Origin of the sequence: Clostridium sp. SHJSY1, from assembly GCF_031626875.1 — a bacterium.
Taxonomy (GTDB): Bacteria; Bacillota; Clostridia; order Clostridiales; family Clostridiaceae; genus Clostridium.
Map to the genome: position 1 here is coordinate 46,983 of NZ_JANDMF010000019.1, position 13,611 is coordinate 60,593.

10 protein-coding genes are annotated in these 13,611 nt (G+C 30.5%); all 10 read right to left on the reverse strand.

The genetic code is table 11. The features are described from left to right. Window positions 1-297: 297 nt before the first annotated feature. A complete protein-coding gene (larA, locus tag NNC19_RS10320) occupies window positions 298-1,575 on the reverse strand; it encodes a nickel-dependent lactate racemase (RefSeq protein ID WP_310938567.1) in 1,278 nt (425 codons plus the stop codon). A gap of 440 nt (window positions 1,576-2,015) precedes the next feature. Beyond that, on the reverse strand, window positions 2,016-2,807 hold the full coding sequence (locus NNC19_RS10325; RefSeq protein WP_310938568.1) for an ImmA/IrrE family metallo-endopeptidase: 792 nt from the start codon (window positions 2,805-2,807) through the stop codon (window positions 2,016-2,018). 5 nt (window positions 2,808-2,812) lie between these two features. Further along, the gene (locus NNC19_RS10330) at window positions 2,813-3,256 is read right to left on the reverse strand and encodes a helix-turn-helix domain-containing protein (RefSeq protein WP_310938569.1); all 444 of its coding nucleotides are present in this window, start codon (window positions 3,254-3,256) and stop codon (window positions 2,813-2,815) included. Window positions 3,257-3,258: 2 nt separating this feature from the next. Next, window positions 3,259-3,591, reverse strand: a complete 333-nt coding sequence (locus tag NNC19_RS10335) for a DUF4258 domain-containing protein (protein WP_310938570.1) — start codon at window positions 3,589-3,591, stop codon at window positions 3,259-3,261. Window positions 3,592-3,965: 374 nt separating this feature from the next. Then, the gene (locus NNC19_RS10340) at window positions 3,966-5,060 is read right to left on the reverse strand and encodes a toll/interleukin-1 receptor domain-containing protein (RefSeq protein ID WP_310938571.1); all 1,095 of its coding nucleotides are present in this window, start codon (window positions 5,058-5,060) and stop codon (window positions 3,966-3,968) included. 228 nt (window positions 5,061-5,288) lie between these two features. Next, on the reverse strand, window positions 5,289-6,434 hold the full coding sequence (locus NNC19_RS10345) for an RES family NAD+ phosphorylase (protein WP_310938572.1): 1,146 nt from the start codon (window positions 6,432-6,434) through the stop codon (window positions 5,289-5,291). 984 nt (window positions 6,435-7,418) lie between these two features. Beyond that, complete coding sequence (locus NNC19_RS10350; protein WP_310938573.1) at window positions 7,419-8,891, reverse strand: restriction endonuclease subunit S; 1,473 nt, start codon at window positions 8,889-8,891, stop codon at window positions 7,419-7,421. Between the two features lies 1 nt (window position 8,892). Further along, the gene (locus NNC19_RS10355; protein WP_310938574.1) at window positions 8,893-10,362 is read right to left on the reverse strand and encodes a class I SAM-dependent DNA methyltransferase; all 1,470 of its coding nucleotides are present in this window, start codon (window positions 10,360-10,362) and stop codon (window positions 8,893-8,895) included. Between the two features lie 40 nt (window positions 10,363-10,402). Continuing rightward, window positions 10,403-12,775, reverse strand: coding sequence for an EcoAI/FtnUII family type I restriction enzme subunit R (gene hsdR, locus NNC19_RS10360; RefSeq protein WP_310938575.1), 2,373 nt, complete (start codon window positions 12,773-12,775; stop codon window positions 10,403-10,405). A gap of 456 nt (window positions 12,776-13,231) precedes the next feature. Next, a complete protein-coding gene (locus tag NNC19_RS10365) occupies window positions 13,232-13,522 on the reverse strand; it encodes a hypothetical protein (protein WP_310938576.1) in 291 nt (96 codons plus the stop codon). Between the last annotated feature and the right edge of the window lie 89 nt (window positions 13,523-13,611).

Genomic DNA, 13,611 nt, shown 5'->3' on the forward strand with positions numbered 1-13,611 from the left:
AATTAATATTTTAGTTGTTTTTTTGCCAATTGTAAACATTTATTCCCATTATATTACTATTTATATCAAAAATGTATTTCTCTTTAAACCAATAAAAATTATGGTGCTAAATTTTGTTGAATTAGTGATTATTTTTATATTATTAACTGTCATTTGAATCAAAAAAATTGTTTTTAAGCATAAATTAAAAGCATAGAATTTCTAACCTTCTATGCTTCTAATTTATGCTATATTCTTTTTCCTATATAATCTTAAAAACCTGTTCAATATTTTCTAAAATTTATAATATATCTCAAACTAATTTTTTACTACTACAGAAACTCCATCAGGTATAATTACAACTTTTGCATCTTCACCTTTTAGAGCATATGCTCTCTTTAAAGCTTCTTCAATAGAATATGCACACTCCATATGCATATTCTCAATTATTTTAGGATCACACATATCACTTACCATAATAACCTTATTTTTACTCAATATTCTTGCTAAAATTTGAAATTCCCATTGATCTGGTTTTGTTTTATCCTTAGAAACTTGGAGGACTTTATTAAGTACCTCTATTGGACTTTCAACCTCCGCCATATTTCTATAAAAAGATTCTCCACCATGTCCATCATTGCATGCTGATACCATTATTATTACAGAACCTTCTTTACAACAAGCTTCAGCTGCTGTCATTCCTTTAACTGATTGATAAATATTCTGATCAAGAGGATATCCTCCATTAGAACTAATTACTATATCTCCCTTAACACTATCAATACTAGAAAGTTCTGAAACAAATTTGCACCCTTCTTCATGTGCAAACTTACTATTTCCACTAACCGCATGTATAATTTTCTTATCACTATCAATAACAACATTTAATATAAATGCTAATTTAGCTTTTTCAGCTGCAAACAGCATATCTTCATGTATAGGATTCTTGACTAATCTGCCTGGTCTTGCATGCCCATTTCCTATAAATTCCGAATTATGGTTCCACATTATTGTGCTTGCACTTGCAATACCTGGAAGTATGCTTTTTCTTCCCCCAGAAAAACCTGCAAAAAAATGTGGTTCTATAAAGCCCTCAGATATTAGAAGTTCTGCATTAACAGCCAGCTTATTTATCCATAACTCTCCACCAGATGGAAGAATACCTATGAAAGCTTGTTCATCTTTGTTCTGTGAGTAATGGTTAATTATCTGTTCATTATTTACAATTTCCTCTCCAAATTTATTAATCATTTCTTCTCTTGTAGTAGGTCTATGGAATCCAGTAGCTATAAGAATCTTTATATCTATATTGGGATTCACCTCTCTAATTCTTCTCAAAAGTATTGGCATAGTTATTTTACTTGGAACAGGTCTCGTATGATCACTTGTTATAATAACAATATTTCTTTTCCCTTGCACCAATTTTTCCAAACTTTTACTTTCAATAGGATTATCTAATGCTTTTTCAACAATTTCTTTCTCAGTAAGTTCCGTTTTGTAATTATGTGCTCTGGATTTAAGCACAGCTTCAAGATTCTTATCAGGAATATTTGCCTCTAAAAATCGCTTATTATAAGGTATTTTTATTATTGCCATATTTCCTCCCCCTTTTACCTTTAAAACTAGTTTATACAAATAAACTTTCATATTAAAATCTATTACATAATAAACTCATTTACCAATCTGGTCTGACCAATTTTCTTACAAGAATAATATTACCACAACAGCTAATTATTTTCTACTTATAAACATTAACTCAATATATTGGAAGTTTAATTTTTTATAAAAAAGTAGCTATGTCATAAAACATAACTACTTTTTATACATAAATATATAATTAATTATTTTTGGCAATTTTTAAAGAAAATCTAGATTTAAATTATTCCCACTCTACTCTTTAATATTATCTTCAATTAGTAGATGCTTGTTTTAGATATTTTTATTATTTATTTTACTTGTATTATTTATGACAATTTAACTATTTAAAATTTAATAGAATCATTTTAGAATCAAAGTAATCATTTATACTAAATTTATCACATATCAAAATATGCATCAATATAATCAGTATGTCTTGCAACTCTTAATAAAGTAAATACCCTACTGAATTTTGGCTGATACAAAGATTCCTCTACTATCTCAAAGTCATCACTATTCTCCTTAAACCATATATCACAACTTAAAATTCTTTTTACATTTTCATTACTGTATCTATTATGTAAAAGTTCTTTGGCTGCTGATCCTTTTATAATTCCAGACTTCAAGTTTAATTCAAAGCTACCTGACTTTGCTTGAACTATCTTTCTTCCATTACCATAATATATTAACGCCATAACTCTGTCTTCAGTGTTTGCTATTATCTTTCTTGTCATTGCCCCTAATGATACATTGAAATCCTGAGCTAATTCCTTTATTAAATCCAAAGTTATAACTTTATCCTGAATTTTATCATGTAATATATTGGTTGGTATTAATAGTTCTGATGCAAAAATATCAGCTTGATTTTCTTCAATATTATCTGAATTAAAATCTCCAATATTAGAACATGTACACATATTACTATGCCATGGGATAAAAAAATGTCCTACTTCATGAGCTATAGAGAACCTTTGTCTTGGTACATACAAAATCTTTTTATCATTTATAATTATATTCTTTTTTCCCTGAGAAACAATCAAAAGGGCTTCGGCAGAATTAATATTTTCGTAATTGACTTTTATATCATAAGATTCGCATACTTTAAAAATATCTATAGGTGGAGTTAAATTTAATGCTGAAAGAATATCCTGAGCATAAATCTCAGGATTATTTTCATATAAATACCTCATACTAATTATAAATATTTAGATATTATTTCAGTATCTTTTTCATTTAACTCTCCACTTTTGCCTCTTGCAGCAATATCATATGCTTCTTCTCCGCCCATAAAAGATTCTATATCTTTTCTAATAAATCTCCATTCCCTACCAAACTTGTGAGCTTTTAGTCTACCATCTCTTATCATATTATATATTGTCTGATTGCTAACTCTTAATAAATCTGCTACTTCAGTTAAATTTAAAAAGTCAGGCTTTTGTTCTTCTCCAACATTAACTAAACTTTTACTTAGCTTTTGTAGCATAATAGCATCATTTTTTTCTATTATAACCTCACCACATTTTGGGCATACATAAGCATTAACTCCATCTACAGTTAATTTATAAGCGCCCCATCCTGTATTAACAGATGTGGTTTTCTTCTCCATTTCACTGTTACAAATATAACACATCTTACTCATACCTAATATCTCTCCCTTCTTCTTAGTACATCATTAACACATTCCCAAACTTCTTCTTTTGTCTTGCACACAGTAATAATTAGAGGCGTATCTAAAGCAGCAACAACTGTATATACTTCTGTCTTTTTACCTGTTGCTTCCTGAAATAAAACTTTAATATCATTAGTTCTTCTATCAGTTTGAAATTCTATAGTCTTTCCTTTTATTACACACTCTAACACTTTATCAATGTCAATTTCACGTTCTGACATTCTTTCTATGGCATGATCAGTAAAATCAAACTGACCCTCTCTGACTTTTTTGCGAATCATTTTTTCAGCTAATTGTTCTATCATAGATTATTACCTCTTCTTATATATAATATACACCCTATAGCGATTTTTTACAATAAAATATTATAAATTACTATAAAATATTATAAATTACTATAAAGCATTATAGCATCATTTTAATGACATATGTATAACAAGTCTTAAATTAAATGCTTGTACATTTAAATCAATGTGATTCTAATGCTAGAAATTTAACCTTAAAAGTTTTATTTATTTGTTTACAATTTTGACACCAATTCATTGTCTTTGTGTTATATTTTTTGATCTATAAATTAGTTTACTATATTCCACTTTGATCTCTATTCAACAATACTTTCTGAAGCAATGAATCTAATGTATCTCCATTAAAACTTTTAACTTATATTATATAACCTAGATTATAAATTATAATTAGGCATCTTCACTACTGAATATTCAATGTCATTTTCAGTTACATCTTCAAAATTCATAAATTTTATGCTATCCATCTTTATTTTCAAATGTGTTCCAAATTCTATATTATCCATTTCAATTGATTTATTGTTGTCACTTAATACAGCTGGAGCTATAAAAAATTCTTTTTTAGCTTCTACTTGTTTCTTGAATATAGCTAAATTATTTCTAAACACATCAATATCCATATATTGATATCTAGAAAACACTGTAAAAAGTGTTTCATCTATAAAAAAGCCTTGTTTTTCTGCTCTTTTTATACATTCATCCATATTAGTAGTTATGTGTACAAAATACCCATCTTCAATACCAATATTCTTTTTTTCAATGATAGAGATTTCTATATCTTTACATACATCTTCACCACAAAGCTTTTTCCAATCCTCAAATATCTTACTTGCACTTTCTTTATCTTTGTATAACAAAGCCATTAAAGGTGGATTTTCATTTTTAGGATCAAACATGTATGCCACACCACTCCATTTAGCTTTGTCCCAAGTCTTTAGATCAATCATTGATGTAACAAACATATTTTTTCTTTCTCTAGCTTGCAATATATTCTTTTCCACTTCACCAAGTGGCGGCTTTATAGTATTTTTTATACCTTTTAACCTATTGCATAACTTTTTAAAATCTTTTTCCCTATCTACATAATAATATGTTGAGCTTTGTATTGGCTTTAATATCTTTGTAGTACTATAATCATTAAATACTACTGGTATAAATTTTGTGTTGTTACAACATGATTCATACAAATGTTGATATATAATATTTAACTCCCAATTTACACCTTTTCCTTCTCCAGATTTAAAATTCATTACCTTATCATAGTACAACTGTGTACATATTATAAGTACATAATCTGAATTCTCAATTTGATTATCCATCCATCTTGGCCATCCTTCTGGCGGACTCTCCTCATATTGATCAATATTTGCATCTATGTTATGACTTCTTAAGATATTTGAAAACTCTAATACCTTATCTGCAAATTGTTCTGTATCATGAGCATATGATATAAATACTTTAGGTATAACCATGCATATTCCCCCTAACCACTTACATAGACTATTAACTAAATAATTCTCTTTTAAATGCACTCTGCATTAATAAATTGTAATTATCATCCAAACTTTTCAAACTCTCTTTCATTTCAAATTTAGGTCTAATCACTTGTCCTTCTATTAATAGCTCTTTTTTCCCATATGATAAACTTTCATAAATTCCTCCATTTAATTTTTACAATTTTATTGAAAATTTCTTATTATTCAACCGCCTCCAATATCTGGCTTTACAGGTCCAAGTAGATAGTTATACCTAATATTCGTTATAATCAACCTATTAATACTCTTCACCATTACCTTACCTTCTTGTATAGGTCTTCCAAATATCGCTATATTTTGAGACATTATTGATTGCTCATGTGCTTGAAATTGGGGTATCCGTCTATTTGAAATACCATATAGAACTGATTGATGTGGCATTGCTCCATTTCTAATGTAGCTAAAATAAGATGGATATATTATCCCATCAAATCCCGCTTCTCTCACTGCTAAACTTATTTCACGTGTTATCTTATAAGCATGTATTCCTGCAAGGAATAACATATTTACAGCCAAATCCAGGCTTTCAAACTCAGATATATTTTTATTTTCATTCAAAACACAAGATAGATTTAAAAGTTTCAATTGTGATTTCGGAAGTAATGTTGCTACGTATAATTCATCTTCTGTGCTTGCACGCATTTCATGTATACATAATTCCAAATCTGGTGAAGCATAAAGAACTGGATTTCCAATAGAATCTAAACGTCCACTTCCCAATGATTGCTCTGGAGGACTATCAAATTGTCCCGGACTAAATGCAATGTCTTTTCCATTTCTTATTCTATACAAAGGTGAATCGTTTGAAGTTATTATAGTTTCTGGATATTCCCTCAAAATCTGTTTTATAATATTACACCGTTTATCTTTATCAAGTAGAGCTTTTAATGGTTCAACTTCACCATACATCCATGCTCTTGGTCCATAATAAAAAAATCCTATTCCAAGTTTATTTTCAAAAATCGTCACGTCTTTTTCTAAATTTCTATTTAAATCTATTGAAGTTTTTTGGCAGGAATTATATTTAATTTCTGGAAAGGCCCCATAATCGCATTTAACTACTGATCCCCAAACAAAGAAACTATATGCTAATGCCTCCAACTGCTCTATTGTTAACTTTTTACCTTCATTTGAACCACAATTTGGGCATAAATCATTTCTACTGTCACCAACTTTTTCTGCATCTAGCCTTAGTCCTTGATCAAAAAAACAACTTGAACAAGCAACAATTCTTTCATTACTGTTTTTGTCATCAAATAGCTCCATGAAAATCACCCTTTCATAGTCAATAATTATTCTAATTATATCCATTTTATCATATTATACCAAATACATCGAACTCATTTTCATCCCTCATACAGTTACCTCCTTATGAAATTAAGTTCTTTGTTTCGTAACTACCCAAGGACGACTTAAAATATAGCCAAAAAAATTAGTTACGATATATATTTATCTAATATACAAATCGTAACTACTTCTCATGCTATTTTATTCAATTTTACCCGTTAAGGATGAGTGTATTACCTGTCTAAACCTTATTTCCACTCTACTCTTTAATATTATATTCAATTAATAAATGCTTATTTTTGTGTTTCTATTATTTATTTTATTTATCTTAGATTCGGCAAGTGAAACAATAAAGTATTGATATTACTAGCATTTATGCTTTTAAAAATCAAACTACTCACCATCCCTAGGTTCCTTAAAAGATTAAAAGCTACTATCATCTAAAATGTTAGATTTAGACCACACGAATAAAACTTAAAGGCTGAACTATTATGCTCATGTTTATACAGCTATTCTATTTTTGCCACTATGCTATGCTTGGCTTCATACTGTTCTTACATAAAATTATGGTCAACATTCCAAAATATAATCATACATATTAAAATTAATTGGTATCCTCCTCTGCTCCCCTTTGATTTGATAAGTGATTTTTCGTTCCACAATTGTAACCATCCTTTCTATTTTGTTACACTATATAACTCTAAGGACACATAAGAGTACGCTAATAATTCTACATATTTTAGGTTTTCCCCCCCTCCAAAATATAGCCTTTTTATATGGGAAACTAACTTTTGAATGAAATAAAAAGACAGTCGTATAGATCTAAAAGCACCGTATTTCAATGTTTTCCTACCTATAAGGCTGTCTATTTTATTCGTTTCAGAGTACCCATTGCTTAATTCTGCGAAAATTCTTTCGAAAGGGGGCTGTGGTCTTTTCTTTTTTAAGCTCTGGAGATTTAACCTACAACACCCTATACCACTTCAATTGTTTACTTAACCTATTCAGCTACTTTACTAACTGTTGACAATAAGGTAACATTTCTTCTATTTTCGCTACAATACGTTTTTGTTCTGCTAATGGTGGTAATGGAAAAAGCATATTTTGAACACTCTTTCTATCTATACCTGGAATAACTCCCTGTCCCTTTTCTTTTATTAAAGAAACATTAGCTTTTAAAAACCATTTTATATATGACATATTCATAAATTCAAAGTACTTTATAGCCATAATTTGTCTTGCAATATGAGCTTCTTCAATATCGCATGTTACAGTTTTACCATACCCTGATCCTTTACAGACTAACAGAATATCACCCGAATTAGCAAGACATCTAGGTGTTTCTGTCCACCTACTTACAATTACTCCTTCATCTGATAGGCTACTTGCTCCTGTGATATATGGAATCCCTTTATATTGATCATTATATTGGTCTGGCTGAAAGTCTTGTCCTGACAATAAATTAATTACGTCGCCAAATCTCACCCACTTCCAACTCCCAGGTATCTCAAAAGCTACCTCATCCTCAGTAATTTCAGTGAGTGGCTTTTCCTTCTTAATCTTCTTTTCCTTTATAAGCTTTTCTTTTTCTTCTTGTATCTGCTTATAGAGTTCTTCGGCAGTACCATCTTCCTCTCTTTGCTCCACTAACTTTCCTTGGATGGCATATTGCAAAATTGACTTTTGCATATCTTCTGGGAACTTCTTATTAAATATCTCTAATTTAGAATAGGCTTTACCGTATTTTTCTATGTAAGGAATTAACTCTTCTATCTTTCCTACGATACGCTTTTGTTCTTCATATGGAGGTATTGGTAATATGCAGTTTCGTAGTTGTGTTTTACTAAATTTAGGCATTGCGGTTCCTGAAGTAAATTCATTTAATAGTTTTTGTCCATAAAACGATAATATTATATACCTAATAAAGTTTGTCATTATATTATCTAAACATTTAACCATAATTGAATTTGGAGCCAATGTCATAGGAATATCTAGTATTGGAATAATGAATGCCTTACCTATGGATGCACCTATATTACTTAGCATCAATTCTCCACCAAATAATCTTGATTTCTTAAGAAAGTCATAACTTGTTTCATCTACATATGTCAAATCATAAGAAAACCCATTCGAAAAGTCCTGTGTTTTAACTAATAATGCATAATTTTTCTCTTTATATGTTTTGACATTGTTTCGCAAAGATGCAAAACTTCCGTTAGCAACGTAGTCAGTAGAATATAGAACCGCATCATTAAACCTCACCCATTCCCAACTCCCAGGTATCTCAAAAGGCACTTCATCCTCAGTAATTTCTGCCAGTGTTTTTTCCTTCTTAATCTTCTTTTCTTTTATAAGCCTTTCCTTCTCCGCCTTTATCTCTTCTATCAGTTCTTTAGCAGTACCTTCCTCTTGTCTCTGTTCAACCAGTTTTCCTTGGATAGCTAGTTGAAGTATACTGTTCTTCAAATCCTGTGCATTCATCCTAATTACCTCCAAGCATTGAAGTAATCTGCTTTAGCACATGATCTATTTCAGCATTAAGGGAGGCTCTTTTTTCTTGATACTGATGAATTAATTCCATTGGCTCTAAAATCACTTCTTCTTCATGAGGAAAGCCACATAAATCAATGTTGTAGTTTAAGGCTTCTATTTCACTTACTGTATACTTCTTAGCCTTTGAGAAGCCATCTATTTCGATCTCTTCTCTATTATCCCACCAAGATATTGCTGGTTCAAAATGCTCCAGCTTCATTGGTTTTGTCTTTGAAAAATTTTTATAACCCTCTGGCATATCTAATCTATAAAACCATGTTTCTTCTGTTGAATGTGTGTTATCAAAAAATAATATATTTGTTGTAATTGATGTATATGGAGCAAATACACTATGGGGAAGTCTAATAACTGTATGGAAATTGAACTCACTAAATAATTTCTTCTTGATATTTACTTTGGCATTATCTGTACCAAATAGGAATCCATCTGGGAGGATAATACCACATCTGCCATTTTTCTTTAATCTAAACATAATGATATTCATAAATAAATCAGCAGTTTCAGAACTTCTAAGGTCACTTGGAAAATTAACTTTTACGCTGTCTTTTTCATTTCCCCCATAAGGTGGATTCATAAGTACCACATCGAACTGTTCCATTTTTCTATATTCCTTATAATCCGTTTCTAGAGTATTTCCATGGATTATATTAGGATTATCAATATCGTGTAATAGCATATTAGTTATACATAGAATATGTGGAAGTGCCTTTTTCTCCACTCCATAAACAGAATTATTATATATATCTCTATTTTCAAGGGAATTTCCAACCTGTTTGTCTAGAGCATTTAAAGCAGAAACTAAAAATCCACCAGTACCACAGGCAAAATCTCCTATCTTTTCACTTAAAACAGGCTTTATAACCTCTACCATAAAATCTGTTACTGCTCTTGGTGTATAGAATTCCCCTGCATTTCCTGCACTTTGAAGATCTTTAAGGAAAGATTCATAAATTGTACCAAAAGCATGACGTTCTTCATATTCTGTAAAATCAATTTCATCAATTATATTTACCACTTGACGAAGTAGTACTCCATCCTTTTGATAGTTATTAGCATCTTCAAATGCATATTTTACAATGACTTGATTCATTGATGTTTCTTCATCTATTTCAAGATTTTTTAGAGTAGGGAACAATTTATTGTTTACAAACTCAAGGAGATTATCTCCAGTAAGTGCTTCCCCATCTTTTTCATCCACAGCCCAATCTCTCCACTTTAATCCCTTTGGAATAATTGATTTGTAGTTATCATCATAGAATTCCCAGACTTCTTCCTTTGCATCATATATTTTTAAAAATAGAATCCAGACAATCTGCTCTATCCTTTGTGCATCACCATTTACCCCTGCATCATTTCTCATAACATCTTGGATTCTTTTAACAAAGTTTGTTATTGCCATTTTTCTTCCCTGCTTTCATTAGTATTTTAATTTTATTATTTTAAGCGTAGTAAATTTCATTTTCTAATTCATGGACTGCCTTTTGATACCCTTCTTTTCCACCAAAAGCTTTGACTATCTTCATAGGGCTGCCTAGCTTCGTAAACTCCTTAAGTTCAAGTACTTTTGTTTCTTCAATTTCCTTTATACCGTCACTTGCATATTTATCAAGCAATGCTTCTAGGACTTCCTTTGCCACGTCAGAGTACTTGTATAAATAATGTCTCTTTTTAACATTGTTTGCCCTCTCAGCTTTGGTTAGTGGCATTTTGTCATAAGCTAAGTGACATATTAAATCAAAGTCATCCAAATCAGTTTTACCAGTTTCCTCTTTTATTGCCTCCAATATAACTCCTTCTTCTTTTAACTCATCAATGATTGCTTGTTTTTTTTCTGCTTCTGTCCACTTCTTAAGAAAATCATCTAAACTTGCATACTGTTTTATGATATTTTTCTTTGTGTAATCAATAAGACTTTCAGTTATTAATTTTCCATTCTTATCAACATACTGAACTCTTTCTGAAAGCACTTTTACGCAGACATCACCAATGTAATATTTCTTAGGTTTATCATCATCAAAGCCATCAGTACCACCACCAGTATGATATTCTCCATCTGTTTCCCTTGTTTGATCTGCATATGGATTATCACCTTCTTCAGATGTATCATGATCTTCATCAGAATCTGGCTCAATTATTGGGTCATTTTCATCTAGTTCAATTACTACTTCTGGGCTGCCATCAAATTCTGGGTCAGCAAACAATCTACTAGCATTACGAAAATCCATTATTGTAAAATAGGTTTTGCCATAATCCTCAAGAAGTCTTGTTCCTCTACCAATAATCTGCTTGAACTCTGTCATACTATTGATATTATTATCTAGTACAATTAACTTGCACATTTTAGCATCAACACCTGTTGTCATGAGCTTGCTTGTAACAGCTATAACAGGATATGTACTTTCTTCATCTATAAAATATTCAAGTTGTGCTTTACCTTCATCATTATCCCCTGTAATACGCATGATGTATTTGTTATTTTCTGCATACAAGTCCTTGTTTTCATTAATAAGAGCCTGCCTCATCCTTTCTGCGTGTTCAATATCAATGCAAAATACAATGGTTTTGCTAAACCTGTCTGTCTTCTTTAAAAACTCAGTAATCTTAGCTGCAATTACCTTTGTTCTCTGCTCAATTACAAGACTTCTATCATAATCCTTGACATTATATTCTCTATCTTCTATTTCATAGCCATGTTTATCAACCTTTCCACTCTCTGGTCTATATCCTTCAAGGTCTTTATCAAGTCCTATTCTTATTACTTTATATGGTGCTAAAAAGCCATCCTCAATGCCTTGCTTTAGTGAATATTCATAAATAGGTTCTCCAAAATAAGTTTGACTTGAGGCTTCTTTTGTTTCAATAGGTGTGGCAGTACATCCTACATGGGTGGCTGATGAAAAATAATCTAAGATTTTTCTCCAAGCTGAATCCTCTTTTGCACTTCCCCTATGGCACTCATCTATAACAATTAAATCAAAGAAATTGGGCTTAAACTGTAAATATGTTTCCTCACCATCATCACCAGAAAGCTGTTGATATAGAGCTAAATAAATTTCATAGGAACTATCTAAAGTTTTCTTCTCTACTTTGGTCATTTTGCCACCAAAGGGTTTAAAGTCCCCAGAGATAGTTTGATCTACTAATACATTCCTATCCGCTAAAAATAATATCTTTTTCTTTATACCTGCCTTCCAAAGTCTATATATTATTTGAAAAGCCATGAAAGTCTTACCAGTTCCAGTGGCACACACAAGTAATACTCGATTTTGTCCCTTTGCGACAGTATCCACAGTTCTATTAACGGCTATACGCTGATAATATCTAGGTTTTTTATAATTAGGCACATAATAATAAGGTTCTAGAGCTGCCTTCTCTTCCACTTCATTTAAATTTTTATCTTTTATATATCTTCTATACAAGTCTTCAGGTGATGGAAACTCCTGAAGACTTAGCTCTCTTACTTCTCCAGTTATCAAATTCTGCTCAATAAAGCCATCACCATTTGAAGCATATACATAATAAATATCTAACTCATTTGCATAACCAATTGCTTGCTGCAATCCTGCACCTACAGCATGATTATTATCTTTAGCTTCAATTACTGCCAAAGGAAAATTACTTTTATAAAAAAGGACATAATCAGCCCTTTTTTGTTTTCCTCTAGCGGTAATATTACCACTAAGTATTATTCTTCCAGCAGTAAAAGCGTATTCTAAACGGACTTGTTTCTTTAAGTCCCATCCAGAATCTACGATTGCTGGTGTGATATATCTTGCTTTAATATCTTCTTCTGACAAATCTCTCTTTCCCATAGTCCCCATCCCTTCTAACATTATTTATGAATACTAGGTTGTTTCATAAATAGATTTGTATATATTTCATAAAAAGTTGATCTAATTAACCCAGATCATAAATCATTTCTTATATTAAATTATCTATTACTATTCTACAAAACTTAATAACTTAAAATATATACATAAGTTTATTATATTATTATATATTAATGTTACACAAGCAATTAACCATATTTATACTAACTTACAAGTATATGTTTATAATAAAATTTTAATAGTTACATTATTTTTTATCTACAAGAAATACTCTATTTATATTAATAAAATATCTATATGTTACTCATAACTTCTTTCCTCATGTATACTTATTTATATCTTTTTCGCTATCACTTCTATAGTATACTTAATCTCCTTTGTACACCTAGTTATTATCAACGTCCGCCTCTTTATCAATTCTTATAAAATATATTTATTTTATATTACATCTCCTATTTTATCTATTTCCTCTAATCCTACCTCTATCCATTCACCCTTCTCCTTCCTCTTAACCTTGGAAACAACCACAACATTAACATCAACCCCTAACTTTGATTTCAGAGAGGCTTTTACTTTTGAAATCTTTTCCTTACTTGTTCTGTTAAATATATCAACTTCAATTACCACTACTCTTTTATCCTTAGTTACCAATAATCCATCAACCTTAAATTTACCTATTCTAAATTCTCTTTTAAAATCAACTATTTTTTCCTTTAACAATATTTGCACTTCATTAACCACCAATACATGATAACTTGGTAATTTCTTAAGGTAATACACTTTTTTATTTAATATAGGGTGAAGCGCACATTTTAGGC

Coding starts and splice junctions, on each gene's coding strand:
- NNC19_RS10350 (WP_310938573.1), bottom strand. CDS start 8,891: ATGAATGCACAGGATTTGAAGAACAGTATACTTCAACTAGCTATCCAA.
- NNC19_RS10330 (WP_310938569.1), bottom strand. CDS start 3,256: ATGAGTAAGATGTGTTATATTTGTAACAGTGAAATGGAGAAGAAAACC.
- NNC19_RS10345 (WP_310938572.1), bottom strand. CDS start 6,434: ATGGATATAATTAGAATAATTATTGACTATGAAAGGGTGATTTTCATG.
- NNC19_RS10335 (WP_310938570.1), bottom strand. CDS start 3,591: ATGATAGAACAATTAGCTGAAAAAATGATTCGCAAAAAAGTCAGAGAG.
- NNC19_RS10340 (WP_310938571.1), bottom strand. CDS start 5,060: ATGGTTATACCTAAAGTATTTATATCATATGCTCATGATACAGAACAA.
- hsdR (WP_310938575.1), bottom strand. CDS start 12,775: ATGGGAAAGAGAGATTTGTCAGAAGAAGATATTAAAGCAAGATATATC.
- NNC19_RS10355 (WP_310938574.1), bottom strand. CDS start 10,362: ATGGCAATAACAAACTTTGTTAAAAGAATCCAAGATGTTATGAGAAAT.
- NNC19_RS10325 (WP_310938568.1), bottom strand. CDS start 2,807: ATGAGGTATTTATATGAAAATAATCCTGAGATTTATGCTCAGGATATT.
- larA (WP_310938567.1), bottom strand. CDS start 1,575: ATGGCAATAATAAAAATACCTTATAATAAGCGATTTTTAGAGGCAAAT.